Annotated in this window: 35 protein-coding genes and 1 tRNA gene; 29 read left to right on the top strand and 7 right to left on the bottom strand. The window is 67.4% G+C overall.

The genetic code is table 11. The features are described from left to right. Window positions 1–70 precede the first annotated feature (70 nt). The 6 genes from AB4070_RS07165 to AB4070_RS07140 all read left to right on the top strand — a co-directional run bounded on the left by AB4070_RS07165 (window position 71) and on the right by AB4070_RS07140 (window position 5,608). The gene (locus tag AB4070_RS07165) at window positions 71–553 is read left to right on the top strand and encodes a CarD family transcriptional regulator (RefSeq protein WP_017201416.1); all 483 of its coding nucleotides are present in this window, start codon (window positions 71–73) and stop codon (window positions 551–553) included. A 69-nt stretch (window positions 554–622) separates the two neighbouring features. Beyond that, window positions 623–1,804, top strand: a complete 1,182-nt coding sequence (ispD, locus tag AB4070_RS07160; protein ID WP_441979506.1) for a 2-C-methyl-D-erythritol 4-phosphate cytidylyltransferase — start codon at window positions 623–625, stop codon at window positions 1,802–1,804. Window positions 1,805–1,872: 68 nt separating this feature from the next. Next, window positions 1,873–2,463, top strand: a complete 591-nt coding sequence (locus tag AB4070_RS07155; protein ID WP_441979505.1) for a short chain dehydrogenase — start codon at window positions 1,873–1,875, stop codon at window positions 2,461–2,463. Window positions 2,464–2,534: 71 nt separating this feature from the next. After that, window positions 2,535–3,935, top strand: coding sequence for a cysteine--tRNA ligase (cysS, locus tag AB4070_RS07150; protein WP_441979504.1), 1,401 nt, complete (start codon window positions 2,535–2,537; stop codon window positions 3,933–3,935). Continuing rightward, on the top strand, window positions 3,928–4,929 hold the full coding sequence (gene rlmB / locus AB4070_RS07145; RefSeq protein WP_441979503.1) for a 23S rRNA (guanosine(2251)-2'-O)-methyltransferase RlmB: 1,002 nt from the start codon (window positions 3,928–3,930) through the stop codon (window positions 4,927–4,929). Before cysS ends, rlmB begins: the two co-directional genes overlap by 8 nt. 37 nt (window positions 4,930–4,966) lie before the next feature. Then, on the top strand, window positions 4,967–5,608 hold the full coding sequence (locus tag AB4070_RS07140) for an NAD(P)-dependent oxidoreductase (protein ID WP_441979502.1): 642 nt from the start codon (window positions 4,967–4,969) through the stop codon (window positions 5,606–5,608). Between the two features lie 26 nt (window positions 5,609–5,634). Here AB4070_RS07140 and AB4070_RS07135 read toward each other — a convergent pair whose 3' ends face one another. Continuing rightward, window positions 5,635–6,939: a DUF4032 domain-containing protein gene (locus AB4070_RS07135; protein WP_441979501.1), complete on the bottom strand. Its 1,305-nt coding sequence runs from the start codon at window positions 6,937–6,939 to the stop codon at window positions 5,635–5,637. An 84-nt stretch (window positions 6,940–7,023) separates the two neighbouring features. Continuing rightward, window positions 7,024–8,127 carry an ABC transporter ATP-binding protein gene (locus tag AB4070_RS07130; protein WP_441979500.1) on the bottom strand — a complete coding sequence of 368 codons (1,104 nt, stop codon included), beginning with the start codon at window positions 8,125–8,127 and terminating at the stop codon, window positions 7,024–7,026. 230 nt (window positions 8,128–8,357) lie between these two features. On the opposite strand from AB4070_RS07130, the gene AB4070_RS07125 reads away from it, so the two are divergent. Together AB4070_RS07125 and AB4070_RS07120 are read left to right on the top strand one after the other, a co-directional pair. Next, the gene (locus tag AB4070_RS07125; protein WP_441979499.1) at window positions 8,358–9,302 is read left to right on the top strand and encodes a thioredoxin domain-containing protein; all 945 of its coding nucleotides are present in this window, start codon (window positions 8,358–8,360) and stop codon (window positions 9,300–9,302) included. Window positions 9,303–9,347: 45 nt separating this feature from the next. Then, window positions 9,348–9,420, top strand: a tRNA-Thr gene (locus AB4070_RS07120). Between the two features lie 81 nt (window positions 9,421–9,501). Here the strand turns inward: AB4070_RS07120 and AB4070_RS07115 are convergent. The 3 genes from AB4070_RS07115 to AB4070_RS07105 are packed head-to-tail and all read right to left on the bottom strand — an operon-like array spanning window position 9,502 to window position 11,715. Next, complete coding sequence (locus tag AB4070_RS07115; RefSeq protein WP_441979498.1) at window positions 9,502–10,665, bottom strand: tyrosine-type recombinase/integrase; 1,164 nt, start codon at window positions 10,663–10,665, stop codon at window positions 9,502–9,504. Further along, the gene (locus AB4070_RS07110) at window positions 10,658–11,155 is read right to left on the bottom strand and encodes an ImmA/IrrE family metallo-endopeptidase (RefSeq protein WP_441979497.1); all 498 of its coding nucleotides are present in this window, start codon (window positions 11,153–11,155) and stop codon (window positions 10,658–10,660) included. The genes AB4070_RS07115 and AB4070_RS07110 overlap by 8 nt, the downstream gene beginning before the upstream one ends. A gap of 14 nt (window positions 11,156–11,169) precedes the next feature. Next, window positions 11,170–11,715 carry a helix-turn-helix domain-containing protein gene (locus AB4070_RS07105; protein WP_441979496.1) on the bottom strand — a complete coding sequence of 182 codons (546 nt, stop codon included), beginning with the start codon at window positions 11,713–11,715 and terminating at the stop codon, window positions 11,170–11,172. A gap of 111 nt (window positions 11,716–11,826) precedes the next feature. On the opposite strand from AB4070_RS07105, the gene AB4070_RS07100 reads away from it, so the two are divergent. The 8 genes from AB4070_RS07100 to AB4070_RS07065 all read left to right on the top strand — a co-directional run bounded on the left by AB4070_RS07100 (window position 11,827) and on the right by AB4070_RS07065 (window position 15,887). Next, window positions 11,827–12,054 (top strand): helix-turn-helix domain-containing protein, encoded by a 228-nt coding sequence (locus AB4070_RS07100; RefSeq protein WP_441979495.1) that lies wholly within the window; start codon window positions 11,827–11,829, stop codon window positions 12,052–12,054. Window positions 12,055–12,095: 41 nt separating this feature from the next. Further along, window positions 12,096–12,278 (top strand): helix-turn-helix domain-containing protein, encoded by a 183-nt coding sequence (locus AB4070_RS07095; protein ID WP_441979494.1) that lies wholly within the window; start codon window positions 12,096–12,098, stop codon window positions 12,276–12,278. Window positions 12,279–12,397: 119 nt separating this feature from the next. Then, window positions 12,398–12,595: a hypothetical protein gene (locus AB4070_RS07090; protein ID WP_441979493.1), complete on the top strand. Its 198-nt coding sequence runs from the start codon at window positions 12,398–12,400 to the stop codon at window positions 12,593–12,595. Beyond that, window positions 12,592–13,377 (top strand): phage antirepressor, encoded by a 786-nt coding sequence (locus AB4070_RS07085; protein ID WP_441979492.1) that lies wholly within the window; start codon window positions 12,592–12,594, stop codon window positions 13,375–13,377. The genes AB4070_RS07090 and AB4070_RS07085 overlap by 4 nt, the downstream gene beginning before the upstream one ends. A 63-nt stretch (window positions 13,378–13,440) precedes the next feature. Next, on the top strand, window positions 13,441–13,764 hold the full coding sequence (locus AB4070_RS07080) for a hypothetical protein (protein ID WP_441979491.1): 324 nt from the start codon (window positions 13,441–13,443) through the stop codon (window positions 13,762–13,764). Continuing rightward, entirely contained in the window at window positions 13,761–14,750 is a 990-nt protein-coding gene (locus AB4070_RS07075; protein ID WP_441979490.1) for a hypothetical protein, read from the top strand. Before AB4070_RS07080 ends, AB4070_RS07075 begins: the two co-directional genes overlap by 4 nt. Beyond that, complete coding sequence (locus AB4070_RS07070) at window positions 14,743–15,456, top strand: hypothetical protein (RefSeq protein WP_441979489.1); 714 nt, start codon at window positions 14,743–14,745, stop codon at window positions 15,454–15,456. The genes AB4070_RS07075 and AB4070_RS07070 overlap by 8 nt, the downstream gene beginning before the upstream one ends. Then, complete coding sequence (locus AB4070_RS07065) at window positions 15,453–15,887, top strand: hypothetical protein (protein WP_441979488.1); 435 nt, start codon at window positions 15,453–15,455, stop codon at window positions 15,885–15,887. Before AB4070_RS07070 ends, AB4070_RS07065 begins: the two co-directional genes overlap by 4 nt. Before the next feature lie 4 nt (window positions 15,888–15,891). Here the strand turns inward: AB4070_RS07065 and AB4070_RS07060 are convergent, their stop codons facing one another. Beyond that, window positions 15,892–16,368 carry a hypothetical protein gene (locus AB4070_RS07060; protein WP_441979487.1) on the bottom strand — a complete coding sequence of 159 codons (477 nt, stop codon included), beginning with the start codon at window positions 16,366–16,368 and terminating at the stop codon, window positions 15,892–15,894. A gap of 27 nt (window positions 16,369–16,395) precedes the next feature. Here AB4070_RS07060 and AB4070_RS07055 point away from each other — a divergent pair, with 27 nt between their 5' ends. Genes AB4070_RS07055 through AB4070_RS07035 form a run of 5 tightly spaced genes read left to right on the top strand, consistent with a single transcriptional unit; the run spans window position 16,396 to window position 17,999 of the window. Beyond that, a complete protein-coding gene (locus tag AB4070_RS07055) occupies window positions 16,396–16,794 on the top strand; it encodes a hypothetical protein (protein ID WP_441979486.1) in 399 nt (132 codons plus the stop codon). Beyond that, complete coding sequence (locus AB4070_RS07050; protein WP_441979485.1) at window positions 16,791–17,003, top strand: hypothetical protein; 213 nt, start codon at window positions 16,791–16,793, stop codon at window positions 17,001–17,003. The genes AB4070_RS07055 and AB4070_RS07050 overlap by 4 nt, the downstream gene beginning before the upstream one ends. Continuing rightward, window positions 17,000–17,461, top strand: a complete 462-nt coding sequence (locus AB4070_RS07045) for a hypothetical protein (protein WP_441979484.1) — start codon at window positions 17,000–17,002, stop codon at window positions 17,459–17,461. Before AB4070_RS07050 ends, AB4070_RS07045 begins: the two co-directional genes overlap by 4 nt. Further along, window positions 17,458–17,760 (top strand): hypothetical protein, encoded by a 303-nt coding sequence (locus tag AB4070_RS07040; RefSeq protein ID WP_441979483.1) that lies wholly within the window; start codon window positions 17,458–17,460, stop codon window positions 17,758–17,760. The genes AB4070_RS07045 and AB4070_RS07040 overlap by 4 nt, the downstream gene beginning before the upstream one ends. Further along, window positions 17,757–17,999 (top strand): hypothetical protein, encoded by a 243-nt coding sequence (locus AB4070_RS07035; RefSeq protein WP_441979482.1) that lies wholly within the window; start codon window positions 17,757–17,759, stop codon window positions 17,997–17,999. The genes AB4070_RS07040 and AB4070_RS07035 overlap by 4 nt, the downstream gene beginning before the upstream one ends. 91 nt (window positions 18,000–18,090) lie before the next feature. Here AB4070_RS07035 and AB4070_RS07030 read toward each other — a convergent pair whose 3' ends face one another. Beyond that, window positions 18,091–18,225, bottom strand: coding sequence for a hypothetical protein (locus AB4070_RS07030; protein ID WP_441979481.1), 135 nt, complete (start codon window positions 18,223–18,225; stop codon window positions 18,091–18,093). A 95-nt stretch (window positions 18,226–18,320) separates the two neighbouring features. On the opposite strand from AB4070_RS07030, the gene AB4070_RS07025 reads away from it, so the two are divergent. From AB4070_RS07025 to AB4070_RS06990, 8 genes are read left to right on the top strand one after another with little or no spacing between them, the layout of a single operon-like run. Then, complete coding sequence (locus AB4070_RS07025; protein WP_441979480.1) at window positions 18,321–18,941, top strand: hypothetical protein; 621 nt, start codon at window positions 18,321–18,323, stop codon at window positions 18,939–18,941. After that, window positions 18,925–19,101 carry a hypothetical protein gene (locus AB4070_RS07020; RefSeq protein ID WP_441979479.1) on the top strand — a complete coding sequence of 59 codons (177 nt, stop codon included), beginning with the start codon at window positions 18,925–18,927 and terminating at the stop codon, window positions 19,099–19,101. Before AB4070_RS07025 ends, AB4070_RS07020 begins: the two co-directional genes overlap by 17 nt. Further along, the gene (locus AB4070_RS07015; protein ID WP_441979478.1) at window positions 19,098–19,397 is read left to right on the top strand and encodes a hypothetical protein; all 300 of its coding nucleotides are present in this window, start codon (window positions 19,098–19,100) and stop codon (window positions 19,395–19,397) included. The genes AB4070_RS07020 and AB4070_RS07015 overlap by 4 nt, the downstream gene beginning before the upstream one ends. 2 nt (window positions 19,398–19,399) lie before the next feature. After that, entirely contained in the window at window positions 19,400–19,669 is a 270-nt protein-coding gene (locus AB4070_RS07010; protein WP_441979477.1) for a hypothetical protein, read from the top strand. After that, the gene (locus tag AB4070_RS07005) at window positions 19,669–20,139 is read left to right on the top strand and encodes a single-stranded DNA-binding protein (protein ID WP_441979476.1); all 471 of its coding nucleotides are present in this window, start codon (window positions 19,669–19,671) and stop codon (window positions 20,137–20,139) included. The genes AB4070_RS07010 and AB4070_RS07005 overlap by 1 nt, the downstream gene beginning before the upstream one ends. 52 nt (window positions 20,140–20,191) lie before the next feature. Further along, the gene (locus AB4070_RS07000) at window positions 20,192–20,455 is read left to right on the top strand and encodes a hypothetical protein (protein ID WP_441979475.1); all 264 of its coding nucleotides are present in this window, start codon (window positions 20,192–20,194) and stop codon (window positions 20,453–20,455) included. After that, the gene (locus AB4070_RS06995) at window positions 20,448–21,389 is read left to right on the top strand and encodes a hypothetical protein (RefSeq protein ID WP_441979474.1); all 942 of its coding nucleotides are present in this window, start codon (window positions 20,448–20,450) and stop codon (window positions 21,387–21,389) included. Before AB4070_RS07000 ends, AB4070_RS06995 begins: the two co-directional genes overlap by 8 nt. Next, entirely contained in the window at window positions 21,386–21,598 is a 213-nt protein-coding gene (locus AB4070_RS06990; RefSeq protein WP_441979473.1) for a hypothetical protein, read from the top strand. The genes AB4070_RS06995 and AB4070_RS06990 overlap by 4 nt, the downstream gene beginning before the upstream one ends.

Below are 21,598 nucleotides of genomic sequence, written 5' to 3'. Positions count from 1 at the left end.
GCCCTGGGGGCGCGAACCTTAGCGCATGTCCCCTGTGGTATCCTTGAGGTTGCCGAAAGGACACGTTTTTATGCTTTTTGAGGTTGGCGAGACCGTCGTCTATCCCCACCATGGCGCTGCGACCATCATCGAGGTCAAGGAGCGCATCATCAAGGGTGAGGCGAAGAAATACCTGAAGCTCAACGTCACCCAGGGAGATCTCATCATCGAGGTCCCCGCGGAGAATGTCGACCTCGTCGGCGTTCGCGACGTGATCGGCAAGGAGGGCCTCGATCATGTTTTCGAGGTGCTGCGAGCACCCTTCACGGAAGAGCCCACGAACTGGTCGCGCCGGTACAAGGCGAACCTCGAGAAGCTCGCCTCCGGCGATGTGATCAAGGTCAGCGAAGTCGTGCGCGATCTGTGGCGCCGTGACCAGGACCGCGGCCTTTCCGCGGGAGAGAAGCGGATGCTGGCGAAGGCTCGCCAGATCCTCATCTCGGAGCTGGCGCTCGCCGAGAAGACCGACGAGGACAAGGCGGGCGCACTGCTCGACGAGGTTCTCGCTTCCTGAGCTCTTCCACGACGAAAGGCGGGTGCTGAGGCACCCGCCTTTCGTCGTCTCGGCCGGTAACGTGAAGCCGTGACCATCCTTCCCGTTCCACGCACAGCGATCATCGTCGTGGCCGCAGGCTCCGGCACCCGACTGGGTGCGAGCGCTCCGAAGGCCTTCGTCGGCGTCGATTCCCGTTCCGTTCTCCGCCATGCGCTCGACGGGGTGTTCGCCGCGGCGCCGGCCCAGGTCGTCGTGGTCGCTCCCGCCGGCTGGGAGGGCGATGCGGAGACCGAGCTTCGCGAAGCTGCGGGGGATCGCGCCGACTTCGGCCGCGTTGTCACCGGCGGCGAGACGAGGCAGCAATCGGTGGCCGCCGGTCTGCGCGCGCTCTGGGGCGGCATCGAGACGGTGCTGGTGCATGACGCCGCACGCGCGCTCACCCCTCCCTCGCAGATCGATGCCGTCGCAGCGGCTGTGACCGCAGGGGTCGGCGTGATTCCGACGCTGCCCGTCGTCGACACGCTCAAGAGGGTGGTCGATGGAACCGTGGTGGCCGCCGTGGACCGTTCCGAGCTCGCAGCGGCGCAGACACCACAGGGCTTTCCGCGGGCAGCGCTGGAGGCCGCGTACGCGGCCGCGCGTGAGAGCGGGGTGGAGTACACCGACGATGCGGCGCTGTTCTCGGCGGCAGGCCACCCCGTGCGGCACATCGACGGCTCCGAACGCGCGTTCAAGATCACCACGCCGGCCGACCTCGAACGCGCGAGACATCTTCTGGGCTCGCACACCGCGGGCGCCGGCATCCCGCGGGTGGGAATCGGCACGGACGTTCACGCGTTCGGCGGCGAGGGCAACCTCTGGCTCGCCGGTCTGGAGTGGCCGGGCGAGCAGCCTCTGTCCGGCCATTCGGATGGAGACGCGGTCGCCCATGCCATCGTCGATGCGCTCCTGGGAGCGGCAGGCCTCGGTGACATCGGTGAGCACTTCGGAACCGCCCATCCCGAGTATGCGGGGGCCCATGCCGAGGTCTTCCTGGCCCGCACGCGCGAGCTGCTCCAGGAAGCCGGCTTCGCGGTCGGGAACGTCTCGGTCCAGTTCCAGGGGAACCGCCCGAAGTTCAGCCCGCGACGGTCGGAAGCCCAGGAACGCCTCAGCGAGATCCTCGGCGCGCCGGTGTCCGTGACAGCCACCACGACCGACGGGCTGGGATTCGCCGGACGGGCGGAAGGCATCGCGGTCACCGCGATCGCGACCGTCTTCTCGCTCTGACTCGGACGGGAATGCGCGGTCCGTGCGGATCGTTTCCTGTCAACGAGACCATCACAGAAGGAGCCGCAGTGAAGATCCTCATCATCGGAGCGAGTGGGCACGTCGGACGAGCGGCAGTCGGAGCGCTCGAAGGGCACGACATCGTGGCGGCCTCGCGGAACGGTGATCCGTCCGTCGACGTGACGGATCCGGCATCCATCGAGCGCCTCTTCGACGAGGTGGGCCAGGTGGACGCGGTCATCGCCGCTGTCGGCAGCGTCCCGTTCGCCCCGCTGGCCGAACTCGGGCGGGACGACTTCGATTCCGCGCTCCGTGGCAAGGTGCTGTCCCAGCTCGACATCGTCCGCATCGGCACGCGGTTCGTGCGTGACGGAGGCTCTTTCACCCTCACCTCCGGCATCCTGGCCCGCGAGCCGATCGCCACGGGTGCCGCGGCCTCGCTCGCGAACGGAGCGGTCGAGGCGTTCGTCCTCGGTGCAGCCGCCGAGCTCCCGCGCGCGATCCGCATCAACGCCGTCAGCCCCTCGGTGCTCGAGGACGCGCCTTCCTACCACTCGTCGTTCCCCGGGTTCGTCCCGGTGTCCTCCTACCGGGTCGGCATGGCGTACGCGAAGAGCGTCCTCGGCGTGCAGACGGGGCAGATCTTCCCCGTGGACTGAGTTCGCCCGTCAAGGACGACGCATTCGCACGCGCCCAGGCTCCGGAACGACGCTCCCGGTAAGCTTGAGCGGTGACAGTCCGCCTCTACGACACCCGCGCGCAGCAGTTGCGCGACTTCGTGCCTCTCGATCCCGAGAACATCACGATGTACGTGTGCGGACCCACCGTGCAGTCCGGCCCGCACATCGGGCACGTCAGAGCGGCCCTCAGCTTCGATCTCCTGCGACGCTGGCTCGAATACCGCCACGGTCGCGTCACGTTCGTCCGCAACGTCACGGACATCGATGACAAGGTGCTCGCCAACGCGACGGAGTCCGAGCCGTGGTGGGCGCTGGCGTACCGGATGGAGCGCGAGTTCACCGCTGCCTATGCGGGAGTCGGCATCCTGCCGCCGACCTACGAGCCCAGGGCCACAGCGTCGGTTCCGCAGATGCAGGAGCTCATCGCGCTGTTGATCGAGCGCGGCCACGCCTATCCCGCGCCGGACGGATCGGGGGACGTCTACTTCGACGTGCGTTCCTGGTCCGACTACGGTTCGCTCACCCATCAGTCGCTGGACGCGATGGAAGCGGCGGAGGACGCGGATCCCCGAGGCAAGCGGAACCCCCAGGACTTCGCGCTCTGGAAGGGGAGCAAGCCCGAGGAGCCGTCCGATGCGACCTGGGCGTCCCCCTGGGGCGCCGGCCGTCCCGGATGGCACATCGAATGCTCCGCGATGTCGAAGCGCTATCTCGGGGCGGAGTTCGACATCCACGGGGGCGGACTCGATCTGCGTTTCCCCCATCACGAGAACGAGCTCGCACAGTCGACCGCAGCAGGAGACGGCTTCGCCCGCTATTGGGTGCACAACGGCCTCGTGACCGTCGACGGACAGAAGATGTCGAAGTCGCTCGGCAACTTCACGTTGGCCGCAGACGTCCTCGCCGCGCACGACCCGCTCGTGGTGCGCTACGCGCTCGCTTCGGCGCACTATCGGTCGAGTCTCGACCTCACGGAGTCGTCGTGGGCGGAGGCGGAGGCTGCGCTCGGTCGCATCGCGACGTTCCAGCAGCGTGCCGCACGCGTTGCAGGAGGGGGCATCGGATTCTTCGTGTCGCAGAGTCTTCCCGAGGCCTTCGTGGCCGCGATGGATGACGATCTCGGTGTGCCGGAGGCGCTGGCCGTGCTGCACGAGACGGTGCGCGCGGGCAACTCGGCGCTCGATGCGGGAGAGACGGAAGCTGCGCTGGATGCCCTTCGGGCCGTGCTGGCGATGACGTCCGTCCTCGGCCTCACCACCCCATCCGGCGCGGGCTCTCACGCGTCGGAGTCTGTTCTGGACGCTCTCGTCCAGACGATGATCACCCAGCGCGCGCAGGCACGCGCTGACAAGGACTGGGCGGCGGCCGATCGCATCCGAGATGCGATCGCCGCCGCAGGAATCACGCTGGAGGACACTCCGGCCGGAACTCATTGGAGTATCGATGGCTAAGCCAGGGCGCCCCGGCGCGAGCAAGGGAAACAAGAAGGGCCCGACCAAGGGCACCGGCGGACTCGGGCGCAAGGCGCTCGAGGGTCGCGGACCGACGCCGAAGGCGGAGGACCGTGCCTGGCACCCGGCGGGCAAGCGCAAGGCCGCGGCCGAGCGCTACGCCGCGGCGACCGGCGGCAAGGGTCGGCCGGGCGGTGGACGTCCCGGGGCTGGCAGCAATCGTGCACCGAAGGCCAAATCAGGGGACGACACCGAGAATGTCACGGGTCGCAACTCCGTCCTCGAGGCCCTGCGGGCGAAGATCCCGGCGACGGCGTTCTACATCGCGCAGCGCGTCGAGATGGATGACCGCGTGAAGGAGATGCTCTCGATCGCGACGCACCGCGGCATCCCCGTGCTCGAGGTCACGCGTCCCGAGCTCGACCGGATGGCCGGCTTCGACGGTGTGCATCAGGGCGTCGCGATCAAGGTGCCGCCGTACGAGTACGCGCATCCGCAGGATCTTCTCGAGCAGGTCATCGATCGGGGTGAGGTCCCGCTGTTCGTGGCGCTCGACGGCATCACCGACCCCCGCAACCTCGGCGCGATCATCCGCTCCACTGCGGCGTTCGGCGGACATGGTGTCATCCTTCCTCAGCGTCGCTCGGCGAGTGTCAACTCCGCAGCCTGGAAGACCAGCGCCGGAGCGGTCGCCCGCACCCCGGTGGCTCTCGCGAGCAACCTCACCACGCAGCTCAAGGAGTTCAAGAAGCAGGGCGTCTTCGTGCTCGGGCTCGACGGCGACGGCGACGTTTCGCTTCCGGAACTGCAGCTGGCCGATCGCCCCGTCGTGATCGTGGTCGGCTCCGAGGGCAAGGGGCTGTCCCGTCTGGTCTCCGAGACCTGCGACCAGATCGTCTCGATCCCGATCTCCGCGGCCACCGAGTCGCTGAACGCCGGCATCGCGACGTCCGTCGCGCTGTACCAGGTCGCGTCGCTCCGCGCCGCGAAGTGATTCCATCGCCACGTACATCTGACTAGGGGAGAACCGCATGGCTCGCATCGTCGTCCTCGGAGGAACCGGCTACGCCGGCCGTCACATCGTCGCCGAGGCGGTGTCGCGCGGTCATGCGGTCATCGCCCTGTCACGCTCGGAACCGACGGATCCCGTCGCCGGAGCTGCGTATCTGCAGGGCACGGCGCTCGACCTCGACTCGTTGGCCCCGGCGCTCGAGGGAGCGGATGCGGTCGTATCCGCGCTGTCTCCTCGCGGCGACATGGAGAACAGGGTCCTGGAGGCGTTGAGCGGGCTCGCCGATCGACTCACCGGGACGGAGACGCGCCTGGGGGTGATCGGCGGTGCCGGGGGCAGCCTCATCGCTCCGGGTGGGCCGCGTCTGTTCGATCAGGATTTCCCCGAGGAGTACAAGCACGAAGCGCAGGTCGGCATCGACTCGCTCGCACTGCTCGAAGCCACCGATCCGCGTCTGGACTGGTTCTTCGTGCACCCCGCCGAGGTGTTCGGTCCGTGGGCAGAGGGCGAGCGCACCGGACACTACCGCGACGGCGGTGATGTGATCGTCCGCGACGACGAGGGCAAGTCCTTCATCTCCGGTGCCGACTTCGCGGTCGCGGTGGTCGATGAGATCGAGCAGGGCAATCACCATCGCGAGCGGTTCACCGTCGGCTACTGAGTCGCGGCCCCGACGCCTCGGAGCGGTCAGACCAGATCGCGCCAGTCGACGTCATCGTCGTCGTCGGCGGTCGGCGTCATGCCCGTGATGACGGGGAGGCTCATCGTCTCGGTGGGCGGGCCCATGATCGTGGCCTCGTCGCGTCGATGGCGCAGCACCTCGTTGATGTAGCTCGTGAGCACCTCGGCGAGGGGGATGGAGCGTCCCTCCGCCTGGGACAGGTACCAGCGGTGCTCCAGCACCTGGTGGAAGACCTCTGCCGGCTCGAGCTTGGCTCTCAGCTCGTAGGGGATCGCCCGGACGACAGGCTCGAAGACGCGGGTGAGCCATTCGTGGGCGTACATCTCCTCGTCCGCCCACTGCTTGGTCGAGCGGGCGCGGAACTCGTCGAGGTCGTTGAGCAGGCGGCGGGCCTGGTTCTCCTCGACGTCGAGACCCGTGAGGCGGATCAGGCGCCGCTGGTGATGCCCTGCGTCGACGACCTTCGGCTGGATCTCCACGACCGTGCCGTCGGCTGTCGTCGACATGGACATCTCGTCGATGTCGAAGCCGAGCGCGTTGAGGCGCTCGACCCGTTCCGTGATGCGCCAGGTCTCGGCCGCGGAGAACGACTCCTGAGCGGTGAGCTCTGCCCACAGCGACCGGTACGACGACACGATGCCGTCGGCGATCGCCACGGCATCCACTCCGTGCTCCAGTCGTCCGCCGGCCGCGAGGTCCATGATCTCACCGGCGATGTTGGTGCGGGCGAGGTCGAGATCGTACGCGCGCTGGCCGTCGGTGAGGCCCTCCTCGTGGAGCTCCCCGGTCTCCGCGTCGACGAGGTAGGCCGCGAACGCACCGGCATCGCGACGGAAGAGGGTGTTCGACAGCGAGACGTCGCCCCAGTAGAAGCCGACGTTGTGCAGGCGCACCAGAAGCAGGGCGAGCGCGTCGACCAGACGGTTCGCGGTGTCAGGGCGCAGCACCCGCGTGAACAGCGCGCGGTACGGCATCGAGAAGCGCAGGTGCGATGTGACGAGGGCGGCGGGGAGCGGGTCGCCGTGGGAATCGGTCCGGCCGGCGATCACGGCGACCCTGTCGACGCACGGCACATCGAGGCGCGCCAGGTTGCCGAGCATGTCGTACTCGCGCTGGGCCATCTCCGCAGTGGTCTCCTTGACGGCGACGACGCGGCCGGAGAGATCGGCGAATCGCACGAGGTGGCGGGAGAGCCCCTTCGGGAGCGACACGATGTGTTCGGAGGGCCACTTCGCGAGGCTGGTCGACCAGGGGAGCGCGAGCAGCCCTGGATCGATCTTGCTGGCGGTGATCCGCAGCGAGTCCTGCATGTTGCTCCCTGATGGCGGGCGGTGAGGAAAAAGAGACGCGGCGCAGGTGACCGAAGTCAGCCCGCGCCGCGTCTGTGGATCCGATCAGGCGGAGACGACCGGCTTGTCGTTCAGTCGCACGCCGGACTCGATGTCGAACGCGTGCACGTGACCCGCGTTGGCAGCCAGCGTGACCGTCTCGCCGGCGTTCGGGTGGCTGCGGCCGTCGACACGGGCGACCAGGTCGGTGCGCTTGCCGTTGATGTCGGTGTGACCGTAGAGGTAGCCGTCAGCGCCGAGCTCCTCGACCAGGTCGACGACGACCGAGAGGCCCTTGCCGTCTGCCGGGCCGACGGTGATGTCCTCGGGGCGGACGCCGACCGTGACCTGCGAGCCGTTGGCGCGACCCACGGTGTCGCGGTCGAGCGGCACGACCTCGGTGCCGAAGCGCACGCCGCCGTCGGCCAGGTCGGCCGAGAACAGGTTCATCGCGGGCGAGCCGATGAAGCCGGCCACGAAGACGTTCTCGGGCTTCTCGTACAGGTCGCGCGGCGAGCCGACCTGCTGGAGCAGGCCGTCCTTGAGCACGGCGATACGGTCACCCATGGTGAGCGCCTCGGTCTGGTCGTGGGTGACGTAGACCGTGGTGACGCCGAGGCGACGCTGCAGCGACGCGATCTGCGTACGGGTCTGGACGCGGAGCTTGGCGTCGAGGTTCGACAGCGGCTCGTCCATGAGGAAGACCTGGGGCTGACGGACGATCGCGCGGCCCATGGCCACACGCTGACGCTGACCACCCGAGAGAGCCTTCGGCTTGCGCGTCAGGTACTGCTCGAGGTCGAGGAGCTTGGCGGCCTCGAGGACGCGCGACGCACGCTCCTCCTTGCCGACGCCGGCGATCTTGAGCGCGAAGCCCATGTTCTCGGCGACGGTCATATGCGGGTACAGCGCGTAGTTCTGGAAGACCATCGCGATGTCGCGGTCCTTCGGCGGCACGTCGGTCACGTCGCGGTCACCGATGAGGATGCGGCCGGCGTTGACCTCTTCCAGGCCGGCGAGCATGCGGAGGGACGTCGACTTACCGCAACCGGAAGGTCCGACGAGGACGAGGAACTCGCCGTCACCGACCTCGAGGTTCAGCTTGTCGACCGCGGGACGGGTTCCGCCGGGGTACAGGCGGGTGGCCTCGTCGAAAGTCACAGATGCCATTGTCGTTTCTCCTTCACCGGCAGGTACGTGCCGGACGATCCGTAGTGATGAAGCGGTGGGATGAGCCACCGTGACCCGTCTTTGGGTCGAAGTCAGTATGACATGAACAGCGGTACCTGGGTATTTCTCAGCCTCACTGGCTAGCATCGAACTCGGCCGCGCCCAGCGGCGATCGTCGCCGAGCGGCGGTCGGGGCCAACCCGGACCCCCTCAGACTCACAAGAGGAACGATGTCGAGCGACGAAACGCCGAACGTCCCCACACCTCGCAATTCTCGCGAGGTCGTGCGGGAGAAGGCTCAGAAAGTGCACGCCCAGCAGTCGAGGGCGCGCCTCATGCGACGGATCATCATCGGTGCCGTCGCGATCGTCGCCGTAGGGGCGATCGGCACTGCGGTGACCCTTGCGGTGTCAGCACAGGTGTCGAAGCCGAAGCTCACCCCCACCGGAATGGAGTCGGACGGCGTTGTCGTCACCGACATCACCGCTGTGGCGGGGTCCGATGAGGTGCCGGTATCGCCCTCGGAGGAGCCGTCCGATGCTGCAGCCCCGGTGGAGCCGACCCCCGAGGCGACCGCATCCGAGAAGGTCGACATCCACGTCTACGTCGACTACCTCTCGCCGGACGCGGGCAAGTTCGAGCGGGCGAACGCCCGCCAGCTGGCCGGCTGGATCAGCGAGGGAGCGGTCACGGTCAGCTATCACCCGGTCGCTCTGCTCACCGCGAGCTCGAACGGCACGAAGTACTCGCTGCGGTCCGCTGCGGCTGCCGCCTGCGTGGCCAGCCACTCGCCTGCACAGTTCTATGCGTTCAATCACGACCTGCTCGACAAGCAGCCCGACGTGGGCAGCGACGGCATGTCCGATGAGGATCTCGCCAACCTCGCAGCCGCCGTCGGCACCGATAACACCAAGGCCGTCCGCTCGTGCATCGAGAACGGGGACTTCGTCAGCTGGGCGAAGGAGGCGACCACCCGTGCGCTCGAAGGACCGCTGTCCGGTTCCACGGACCTCAAGCTGAACGCGTCGCCCATGATCGTCGCGAACGGCGAGGCATACGTCGGTGCGTTCGACGATCCCGCCGAGTTCTCGCAGTTCGTGCTCAGCGTGGCCAGCGACGCCTCTCGCGAGACGCCGACCCCCACGCCGACTCCGACCACCACGCCCGCCTCCTAGGTCGAGGCATGGTCGATGCCATCGCTAAGCTGATGGATGGCATCCGCCGACTTGGCGCAATTGGTAGCGCACCGTACTTGTAATACGGGGGTTACGGGTTCGAGTCCCGTAGTCGGCTCAAGAAACACCAGGTCAGAAGGAATAAAATCGCCCCGCCTCCTTCGTGGAGTCGGGGCGATTCGTTGTTTATCCATGGTTTTCAGGTGAACAGCTTCGACAGAACAAGTCCGGCAGCGGGGCCGCGGTGGACCTCGTCGGCATAGTGCTTCAGGGTTGTGCGCTCCGATTCATGCCCGAGCTGATCCTTCGCCGCCTCGACGCCGAGCTCATCGCGCAGCACGGTCGCGACGGTCTTCCGGAAGCTCTTCGGCGTGGTGCCTTTCCAGTCGGTGTCGCGCAGCGCGTCACGCCAGGTCGTGCGGTAGTTGTTCGGGTGCCGGAAGGTGCCGACGCTGGACGCGAAAACGAACGCCGAGTACGACGCAATACGGCGTCGCAGCAGCATGTCGACGACGTGATCGGGCAGCTCGAGCTCGCGATAGCCGGCGTCCGTCTTGGTGAACTCCTGGACGAAGAACTTCCCGTCGCGGTCTTGCGCGATCGTCCGTCGGATCGTGGCGAGCTTCGCGTCGAGGTCGAGTTGGTCCCATTGCAGGGCGAGGAGCTCTCCGGTGCGGACGCCGGTGCCGATAATCATGTCGGTGGTGTCGAGCAGCTCGCTCGCGCGTGGCCGTCGACGCCGACGATCATCTGCGGGTCGGGGTTCGGAGCCGGCATCCCACTCCTCGAAGCGCGTTCGCATCGCCCGGACGACTTCGAGGTTCGGGGCAGCCCGTCTGGTCGTGCGCTTCGTCTTCTCGGGGGCGGGGGCATCGGTCATCGGGTTGGGCCGTACTGCTCCGTGGCGGGCGGCGAGTGTGAACATGCCACGCAGCACGACGTGCGCCGTCGTCGCGGTGCCGGGCCCGGATGACTTCGTGAGGGCCGTGATGAACCTGTCGAGCCTCGGCACGCTGATCTCGCTGAGCCGTACTGCGCCGAGCCCGGGCGTGATGTGCTTCTCGATCGCGTTCTTGTAGATCCGGATCGACCCCTCTGCGAGCCTCGCCTTCGAGTCGAGCCACGTCGTCGCGAGATCCCCGATGGTGGAGTCCGGTGTGAGCATCTCGCTCGCCGGTGCGAGGCGCTTCTTCAATGCCTTGATGAGCACGCGCTCGGCCTCCGGTGCCGTGCGCCCCTGGCGTTGCATCAAGCGGGTGATGCCGTCTGAGTCCCGGTAGTACGCGATTGCAGTCGGCTTCCCCTTCACTGTGGTGCGGCGGATGCGACCCCACGTCTCTAGCTCGAGCGGCGGCCTAGGCATAGCGGCTGATCCGACCTTGCCGAATCAGCCGCATGTAGACGCGCATGATCTTCTCGGTGACGTTGAGCTCGAGGGCGACGACTGCGGGGTCATCAGTGACGCCGGACAGTTCTTCGATGCGCCGAGGCCGGACGAGCCTGCGCGCCGCGATGCGGTCTGCGCGCTCCTCTTGGAGGTCGTCTGTGCCGACGTCCTGGTGCTCGAAGTGGACGATCTCGTGCGCGATCGCGCAACGCTCGGTCGCGGCATGCAGATTCGTCCGGACGAAGACGGCTTCGTGCTCCTGGGAGTAGCAGGCCACCATGTCCACGTCGGGAAGGTCGTCACGGAAGACGATAGGCAGGTCAAGGATCTCGGCGTGCACCCACGGGTCGTAGTCGTAGGCGCAGGGCCCGTCTTCGAACCCGTTGACTCCGAACATGAACGCGGTGCTGCTCATAGGTGCTTCGATGTGGCCCTCGTACTCGATCGCGTCCAGAATGCTGCTCACGTTCGCCCTCCCCCTTACGCCTCGCCCCGGTCGGGGGAAATCGGCGTGTTGTCCTTCGTTGCGGCGATCTTCGTGGTATCCAGTGGCGCCTTCTCCAGATCTTGGTGCAAGCCACCGACACGGGCTCGCCGACCGCCTCCGATCGGGATGGGCGCCGCAACCCCTTCGAGGTTCGGGTTCGCCCGCACAGCATCCGAGAGCACGGGGATCACCTGGCCGACGGCCGCGAGGCGGTGGTCGGGGTGGATTGCCTGGATCAGTGGGGCGATCATCGCGATGTACGAGTCGACCTCGAGGCGGGAGTCGCCGTCGAGATCCACGCCGAGCGCGATGAAGAGGCGGATCAGCTTGTCGGCTTGGCCCGCGACCGACCCTGTCTCGATGTTGCGGATGGTCCGCGAAGTCACTCCCGACCGCTCCTCAAGCTCGCCCTGCGTTACGCCCTTATCGGAGCGGAGCTGCGCGAGTAGGCCGCCGTATGACAAGCGCTCTTGCTGTGTGGCGCGCTCAATCGAAACTCGGTTGAGAGGAAGGTCTTTCCGGTTGATGTCCGTAACCATAGGCATGATGTTAGCGATGTTTCCGCTAGTCGTCCAATATTCGGAAGTTTCTTCTTAACTCATTCCGATCCGGACTTGTGTTGATAGGAAAGAATACGTACAGTCTTTCCCATGAGCGCATCACCAGCAGGCCCGGCACTTCGGGTCCTTCGAGAGCAGTCGGGTCTCACCGCCCGCGAGGTTGCGTCGCGTGCCGGCGTCTCCGAGTCGTACCTCTCCCGCGTCGAGAACGGAAAGGTCATCGCCGAACCGGCGTGGATTGGCAACGTTGCCTCCGCGATCGCTGCGGCACTCGTCGAGACCGCATCCGCGCCACAGCGCATGGCGGTGGCGTCGTGAGCTGCGGCGTCCCGGTCCACACGGGCGAGCGACGAGGGCCGGTGTTGACGACGCGCGACGCGGCGAAGTACTCCGGTCTTGCCTATCAGACGTTCCGGAACCTTCTCGCTGCAGGTGACGGGCCGAAGCGGTTCAAGCAGGGAAGCCTCAACGTCTTCTACTCGGTCGACCTCGACGCGTGGCTCGCTACGCGGGTCACCGATCCCGAGGCGGTGGCATCGTGACCGCTCACATGAACTCCCGGTCTGGGGGCCGGGTGCCCGCTGGGGTATCGGGTCAGGCGGGTCGGGGCGCCGTGGGGACGGCTGCTCCGACCACGTCGGACCGCTCGAACGCTCGAGCGGTGGCGTTGCTCAGCCCCGTGCTGTGGGTGGTCGCGGTCGGGTATGCCGCGGTAGGCGTGACGCTCGTCTATGTCGCCTGCGCGCTCGCCCCCTGGGGTCTGCTGCTCCTGATCCTCGCTCTCGGCGCGCTCGCCGCCGCCGTGCTCTGCGGCTTCGTCGCGTTCGGGATCTCTCGCCTTGAGGCGGATCCGGCATGAGCGCGCTCGAGGTGTTCGGCTTCGACGGCGCCGACGTGCGGGTCGTGGTGCTCGACGGCATGCCCCGCTTCGTGGCACGCGACGTCGCGGCCGCGCTCGGCTATGCCGACACGACCAACGCGATCAAGCAGCACTGCCGTGGGGTGGCGATTCACCACCCCATCGAGGACAGCATGGGCCGGGCGCAGCTGGCCCGCGTGATCGGCGAGCCGGATCTGCTGCGCATGATCGCGGGTAGCCGACTTCCGGCGGCGGAGCGGTTCGAGCGGTGGGCGTTCGAGGAGGTGCTCCCGCAGGTCGTCCGCACCGGCTCCTACGCGCCGGCGCTCAGTGAAGACGAGATCGTGCACCGGGCGTTCGCGATCACCGCACGCCGCGTCGAGCAGCTCGAGACGCGCGTCGCCGAGCTCGAGCCGGTCGCCGCGCACGCCGAGACGTTCCGCCAGGCCGACGGGCTGCGCACGATCGGGGATCTCGCGAACGACTTCAAGGCGCACTGCGCGGAGAAGTTCCCCGGCGTGAAGGTCCGGCACCAGGACGTGTTCGACCACGCCGGCCGTCTCGGCATCATCATCCGCACAGCGTCCGTCCGCCACAACCAGCCGACCGCTCAGGCGATCGAGGCCGGATGGGCACGCGCGCACCGCACGACGTTCGGCACGAACACGCGCGGCAATCAGACCGCCGTCTCTACCCGTCTCACGCCGAAGGGTGAGGCGCGTCTCTGGGACGGCCTCGCGGCCTGGCTCGGCGCGCACGGCAACCTCGCCATCCCGAACTGACCCACACACGAAAGCGGGGCGCCCGTTGCACCGGACGCCCCACCAGAAAAGAAAGGCAAGCACATGCCTCAGACACAGGATACCGACGGCACCGTCGAACCGGTGGGCGACTTCGCACCGCTGTCCGCTGACATGCACCTCAGCGTCATCGAGCGCACCGAGCCCGCCATCGTGGGCCCGATCGCCACCGACTCCCGCAGCTTCTGGCCCCTCGCGCCGTGGCGCATGGCCCTCGTGGTCGTCGCCCTCCTCGGCGCCGCGGTCTGCGGCCCGCCTGCAGCCGACCCGACAACCGGATTCAACGGCGCCGACCTCGGCGTCCTCATCAGCCTCGCGACGTTCGCCGCCGCATTCCTCATCCGCATCCCGAAGAAGGACCAGCCATGACCACGACGATCCCGAGCCTGGACACGAAGACGACTGCGCGGCTGATCGTTCCTGAAGACGCTCCCCGCACAGTGTGGATGCTCGAGCGCGGCGAGGGCGTCACAGCCTCAGAGGTGTGGGCGATCGCGACGGGCGGGATCAAGACCTGGCGCCGCATCCTCGAGCAGAAGATGAACGGGTCGACCTTCGGCGGCACGAAGTCCACTCGCGCCGGATCCGCCCGTGAGGCCGCGCTGATCGCGGAGGCCATCGACGAGCTCGACTGGATCACCGCGAACGGGGGACTCTGGGCGGCCGCCGAGAACGACCGCCACCGCGCGACCCCGGACGGCATCGGCCTCCTCGCTGGCGGACTCTGCACCGTCGAGGTCAAGTCGCACGAGCACGGCTACAAGGGTGACGCGTTCCCAAAGGACCACAAAGCGCAGGCCGTCTGGCAGCGGTACGTGCTCGGCGCGGAGTTCGGCCTCTACGGGTCCGAAATCCGCGACGAGGACGACATGCCGCCGGTCGAAGGCGCTGACTGGCAGTTCGTCGACGACCCCGACGACGAGCTCCTCGCGTTCCTCATCTACCGGGCCGACAAGTTCCTCGCCTGGCGTGATGCCGGGTGCCCCGACTTCGACGAGCTGCCCGAGGAAGTCGCTGCCGCGCAGGCGAGGTGGTCGCCGCTGAAGCGCCAGCTCGACGCCGCGGCCGCCGCCGAGAAGGAAGCGAATGATGCCGTGAAGAAGGCGATCGCGAAGCTCCCGCACGCCGAGCGATTCGGCGCGGTCGGCATGACCGAGGACGGCGGCTTCCAGAGCATCGTCACCGAGTCCACGTCGATCGACGAGGCCGCATGGAAGGCCGCGTCTCCCGAGGTGCACGGACATGTCGAGATGCTGCGCGTCGAACTCGCACTACTCGAGGCGTCAGCGAAGCAGTACTACCCGAAGACCACGCGCCGCACGTCGCTGCGCTTCCAGGAGGCCGAGAATGTCTGACCCCAACGCGATCCCCGAGGTGAAGACGATCGCCGAGGTCGAGCGCATCGTTAACGGTTCCGGACTCTGGGACGGCACCGGAGTGATCGAGTTCTCCGACGACGGGGTCACCTGGACCCCGGCATGGTCGCCGACCGACGACATCGCGCATCCGCAGTTCGCTCGAGTCGCGGTGCACCGCAAGGACGTGCGCATCCCCACGACAGCGATCATCCGCTGGGATGAGCAGTTCCCGGAGGCATCCGAGGAGTGGGCGGGGAAGTGGCTTCGTTCGCCGATGCGTCACTTCGGCCGCACCGTGCGCATGGTTGCCTACCGCCAGACATTCCGTGAGCTGCTCGGCAACGTGCGCATCGAAGATGAAGCCGACGACCGGGTCGCCGGACCCGTCGCGGCGGAAGCCACGGCTCCGACAGAGGATCGCGACTGGGCGGCGGAGTTCGCCGCCGCCGAGACCCGTGAGCAGCTCGACGACCTCGACAGCGAGGCGCGTGCCGCGAAGGTCTTCAAGCCGAACGCGGCAGGAACGGCACTGCATCTCGCGCTCACCACGCGCCGCCGTGCGCTCACCGCGACCGAACCAGCAGACGCATGGACGCCAGCCGAGCATGTCGCGCCGCAGCGTCCCGCACCGCGCGACTACCTGCCGCCGGCGAACCGTGCTGAGCGTCGCAAGGCCGCACGCAAGAAGGGCGGGAAGCGATGATCGTCGACGACACCACGGGCGCCGTCGCAGAGAGTGGTGTCGAACTCGTGCCGCTGGATCTCGCCGCGCTGAACGAGGACGAGCTGATCCAGCTTTTCCCGACTCCGGTGCAGTGCGCGGGTGCGCTCCTGAAGGCACGGGGCATGATCGCCCACGCGCCAGCCGTGCTCGCCGCCCGCTCGAAGGCCGTGAAGGACGCGAAGCGGAACCTCATAGTCGCCCGCGGTTACGCCCGCCAGGCCGCGATCGGCCGCGACGCCGAGACTCGCCGCCTCGTCGCCGAAAGCGACGCCGACGTCCTCAAAGCGTGGGAAGCCATCGACGTCGCTGAACTCGCCCTCGAGTACGCCCGCGAGATGCGTAAGACCCTGAGTGAAGACATCGAGATCCTGCGCTCGCTCAACGCCAACTTCCGAGGAGAGCACCGATGAGCCGTCAGGATTTGGCTGCAGCCCTTGCGTGGATCTGCGCAGCGGTCGCAGTGCCGTCGAACCAGTCGTCGATTTCGGAGAGCATGCCTGATTCGAGCGACATGAGGTCATCGGCGATCGTCGAGCCCGCCCAGTGGCTCGCACGGATGGCGAACCACTCGTGCAGATCCCTGCGATCCTCCCGCCCGGAGAGCCTGATCACTCGTGCGGTCTTCGCCGTGGCGACGGTCACACTCGTGGGTACCGTAGATCGCGATTCCTGGGGCACGCTCGCAGCGGACATCAACGGGCCGACTGAGTCGTACACGGCCTCGATTACGGCCTCGCGTCGGCGTTCGAGATCAGCGGCCTCTCGTGCCGCGCGTTCGTCATCGAGCTCGACTCGCCGCGCGCGCAGCTGTACCACCGTGACGACGATCGTGCCGCCGATTCCGAGCAAGGCAAGGATCAGCGGCAACCAGAAGTCTTTGAGGGATTCCACGATCCGCACTCTATCGGGGGTGATCCGATGAGCGCGCCGACGACGGAGACGCGCAACGCCGTCTACCAGCGGGATGAGCGTCGCTGTGCCGCGTGCGGTGTGCTGGTGCTTACGTTCCAGCACCGCCGCGCGGTCGGCATGGGCGGCTCGAAGAACGTCCCGTCCCCCGTCGACGGCCTCTCGCTCTGCGCGTTCTGCAACGCGGCCTGCGAGGGTGCACTGCAGGCGCAGGCGCTGCGCTTCGGCTGGAAGGTCCGCCGTTGGGTGACTCACCCCGAGCGCGTGCCGGTGTTCTACCCGCTCGAAATGGCCTGGTACCGCTTCGAGGGCGTGGTCCGCATTCGGATCTCGCGCGCCGTCGCGATGGAGATGGGCTGCAGCGTCTACGGCGCTGAATGGCTGGCCTGGCATGAGGCGATCGCATGAGCCGCCCCACTGTGCTGCCACCGCGGCCCGCCGACAAGCGCAGAGGAATGACGAAGGCCGGTGCGCTGCGTGACGAGTACAACGCGGTCGTCGAGGGTCGCCCCACTCGATGGGTGAAGACGCCCCTCGGCTACGAGCCGAACCCGGCGTTCACCGAGTGGGTGAAGCGCGCCAACGCTTGGGCCGCGGAACGGGAGGCGATCGCATGAACATGATGACGACGGATGAGATGCGAGCAAAGCTCGCGTACTCGCGCGATCGGCTCGAGGTTGCCCAGCACGCCAAAGAGCAGGCCGAGCGCTTGTCGGCTTCCGCGCACCAGATGGGAGGCGGCATCCCGGGCTTCGGTGGATCCGGTAGTCAGCGGGCCGCAGGTCAGGTTCGCGGTGCCCATGATCGTGCTCACCGTGCCCACCAGGAGGCCGACGAGCGTATCCAGAAGTGGTCGCACCGAGTCCGGTCGCTCGAGCGGCGTATCGCCGAAGCGGAGCGAGTGCACTTCACGCGCGACGACCTGGCCGGCGCTGAGTTCATCCACGACGGGATCTCGTGGCGCCAGGTGCGCAAGGTCAACGCGAAGACCGTGTCCGTTGAGACCGGCTACTCCTGGGTCGACCGGGTTCCCTTCGAGAAGATCCGAAGCGTGCGACGGGCGGTGAAGCGGTGAGCATCATCAGCGAGGCTTTCAACGCTTGGCGGGAATGCCGCGCCGAGTACGACAACACCCTCTACGCGCAGTACGTCGCCGCGGAAGAGGCCACGCGCGGCGCCATGCTCAACGCCCGAGGCCGTGAGAAGGGCATCGACCCGTTCACTCTGTTCATGGGGAACGAGACCCGTGCGCTCGCGTACGCCTCAGAGGAGCTGGTCGAGCACTGGGAGACCCGCCCGCGGGTCACGTTCGCGAAATTCGAGAAGCAGTGGCAGCGCGACCGCGAGGCCGAACTCATCGAGGACGCCGCATGAGCGCCGTGCTCGCCGTCGCGCCCACGGAGGCCGAGGAGAAGGAGTGGACGCCGAACCGTGAGGTCACGCTCGAGCGTCTCCGCATCGTCGCCATGATGCACGAGGGCTGGCCGCAGTGCCGCCTCTGCGGTCAGACGGTGAACCGCCTCGACGCGTTCGGCCTCTGCTCCAAGACGACCGAGTCGCATAGGCAGCGCCGCGGCGACTTCACGCTCACGAAGAAGGCGAGGAAGCGATGAAGCGCCCAGCGTTCGGCACGGTGTACGCCGTGTATTGGCCTGCCGAGCAGGTGTTGAAGGTCGGCATTATGTGGCGGGACTCCCGTATCCGTCAGATGGTCGACACCGGCGGCGAGGTGCTCATGATGATGCGCGACAGCCCCGCGGCCTGGGAGCCGTACGCGCTCCGCGAGCTCGCGAAGACCTGGCCGCGCGCCTTCGCCACCGCCGACGATTCCGAGATCATCCTGCGCCGCGGCCGCGGGTACACCGAGTGCTACCGAGTTCCGCTCAACGAACTCCCGGCAGCCGTAGACGCAATCCTGAGGGGCACGATTCGCCATGACGCTGAGCAGACCAAGAACGTTGACGGTCGAGGCGTTCCGGCAGATCCGACGCTTGCCGCCGGCGCTGAGAGCGACGGCCGAGGGGCTTCGGATGCATGCCGACGATCACGGCCGCGGCCGCGTCGAGTTGCGGCAGATCCTGGCCGACGTGTATCCGGAGCAGTCCGACGTGACGGAGTCCGTGCTGGTGGATCACCTGCTCGAACTTGCCGAGGCGGACGTCCTGACGCTGTACGAGGAACGCGGTGTCTCGCTTTACGTCTTCACGCACTGGGGTCGCATCGACCGTCCGACGAAGTCCGAGCTGCCGGAACCGCCACCGTTCGCGAGGCGCTCGCGAGAGCCTCGCGAGTCACGCCTGGCGGGGGAGAGAGGGAGCGAGCGGGAGAGCGAGAGCGAGGGTGCGCGGGAGGGCGAGCGTGCGAGCGAGGCTCCCTCAGCCCGCATGTCGCGAGAAGTGCTTCCACCGAATCCATTCTGCGAAGACCATCCCGGGGGAGTGCTGGAACCCTGCATCGCCTGCCAGAACGCACGGCTTCGCAACAAGCACTTCCTCGATATTCGCCGCTGGGACATGAGACAGGGAGAGGAGATGTGGGGTGGAGATCCATTCTGATGCCCTCGCTGACTTCATCGAGATGACCGTCACGAGGTTCACGAAGGACCAGCGGTTCCGCTTCCGCCTGATGGGCGAGGCCGATGAGACCCCGCGGGAGACCGCGCACAAGATGGCCGCCGAGGCGCACGCCGCGGCACGGAGGAGGACAGCATCATGAGCGACACAGTCAAGGCCACCGTCTACCTGCAGGTGCAGCCGGAGTACAGCTACTGGGCGAAGCAGCGCCGCGAGATGGATACGCCCTCGGCGATCGAGGGCGCGAAGGTCGTCGGCTACACGCAGAACAAGGCGCAGAAGCCGAAGCCCGGAACCGTCGAGGTGAAGATCACCGTCGAGCTCCCCAAGGGCGCATTCCTGCCCCTGCGTCCCGAGGCGATCGTCGTGATCCCCGAGACGCTCACCCAGCCACACCCAGTCACGGTCGAAGCGGCCGACGCGAACGAGGAGAACTGACCATGAGCACCGAACAGACCGAGCCTGAAGTGACGGCCGTGACTGGCAAGCCGCTGGCGGAGTATGAGCGCTATGTGGAGCTGCTGTCGCACGTCATGGCGAACGGCTTGGCGCTCGCGACCGAGCGTGACTTCCTGCTCAGCCTCGACCGCTCGCTGCCGCTTCACGAGGCGATGCGCGAGCAGGCACGGGAGGCGATCCGGTGGCGATTTGCATTCGATATCGATCGACTCGAAGAGGTCGGCCGCGAGCACGCCGAGGCGAGCGCCTGATGGTCGGCGAGACCGTCATCACCGTCGTCGGCAACCTGACTGCCGACCCCGAGCTGCGATACACGCAGAACGGCCTCCCGGTGGCGAACTTCACGATCGCGAGCACGCCGCGCAACTTCGACCGTGCCGCGAACGAGTGGAAGGACGGCGACGCCCTGTTCCTCCGTGCCTCGTGCTGGCGGGAGTTCGCCGAGCATGTCGCCGGGTCGCTGACGAAGGGCATGCGCGTCATGGCGCAGGGTCGGCTCCGTCAGCGGACGTTCCAGGATCGCGAGGGCAATCAGCGCACGGCGATCGAGCTTGAGGTCGATGAGATCGGTCCGAGCTTGCGGTACGCGACGGCGCAGGTCACCCGAACCGCCAAGAGTGCCGACGCGAAGGGGCCAGCGGCGCAGCCGTCGAACGAGGAGCCTTGGGCAACCACGGAACCGCCAACAGAGGGGGCATGGGGCGATGACACACCGTTCTGAAATCTACGGGACCGCCGTGCGGATGCTGGACGCTCTGGCCGAAGGATCGATCGTGCTCGATTCCGATGGGGACGCATGGCAGAAACAGGATGTCCGCTGGACGAGCGTTGCCCGCGGGACGAACACGGAACTGATGGACTCGAGTTCACTCGCGATCCTGACGCCGCTAAGCATCGTGTACCGACCTGATGCTGATGACGCATTGGACGAGGTGCCGCGCATCACGATCCGCCACGAGGGCGGCAACACCCTCACGGGGACGGTCGAGCAGGTGCTCTCCACGCATCTCGCGAAGGGGTGGTCGCTCGATGTCTGACCGCTACTGCATCCGTGGCTGCCTCCGGCGCGGCGAGCACTTCGCCATCTGCGACCGGCACGGCGAGGACTACAAGGGGGACAACCCGTGCTCTGGGTGCGCGCAGGTCGACGCTCGTGACGGGGTGCTGATCTGTGAGCGCTGCTACCGGAGTCTGCGCCGGCACCTCGAGGACGCTGCGGACATCGTCGGTCACCTGCGGTCGATCGCGGACCCGACGAAGGCCGCCGTCTTCGACCGGATCCGGGTGCAGTCGTCGGCGATCGAGATCCCGGCACCGGTGGCTGCCGATCTCATCGACGCCTCGAACGACATCACGACGACATTGAACATGTGGGCGAATCACGCAGCGGGGGAGGACCGGCCCGGTGCTGGCCTTCCCGCCGGGGCGATGGCGGATGCCGCGCATGATGTCGTGCAGCTCGCCGTCGACGTGATCCTCGATGAGCTCGACCGTCTGGCGAACGACTCGCATCAGGTCTACTCGCTGTGTGAGGGCGTGATGGTCGTGCATAAGGATGCCCCGGACATGTGGACGGTCGCTGATGCCGCGGTGCGGTGGCCGCTCGAAGACTCACCCAGGTGGGCGCAGGCGGCCTGCCCGGTGTGCGACCTGATGGCCGTGAGGATTCAGCCTGGCCGCAACGGTCGCCCGTCCCGGTATCGGTGCACGACGGCGGACTGCGAGTGGGAGGCGAACTCGAAGGACGACGGCGGCCTGTGGGCATCGGTGTTCGCGGAGCCGGCACCGGCCGAGGTGCGACCGCATGACCCGCGCTGGCTAACCCTCGCGGACGCTGCACGCCTCGTGGAGCGCACTACGGGCACAGTCCGCAACTGGGTGACGCAGAACCTCCTCGCTCCGCAGCTTGGCCGGTACTGGCAGGACGACGTGCTCGCCGTGGCGGCACAGAAGAGGGGAGAGGCTGCATGAGTACCTGGCTGACTCTCACGGAGGCCGCGCAGCGCATCCAGGGTGATGCGGCGCTCGCGTCTGCTGAGCGCCGCATCCGCCGGTGGGTGGAGTCCGGTGACTTGAAGCCGCTCGCCGGCCGATTCCGTGCGGCGGATGTCCTCGCCACTGAGAAGAAGATGCGGTCGCGCCGCGGCCGCCCACGCAAGCATGCACAGATTGGGAATTAA

The organism is Microbacterium sp. 2RAF4 (assembly GCF_052115285.1).
GTDB classification, from domain to species: domain Bacteria; phylum Actinomycetota; class Actinomycetes; order Actinomycetales; family Microbacteriaceae; genus Microbacterium; species Microbacterium oxydans.
The sequence above is the reverse complement of the archived record's forward strand: the minus strand, read 5'-3'. Positions and strand labels throughout refer to the sequence as shown.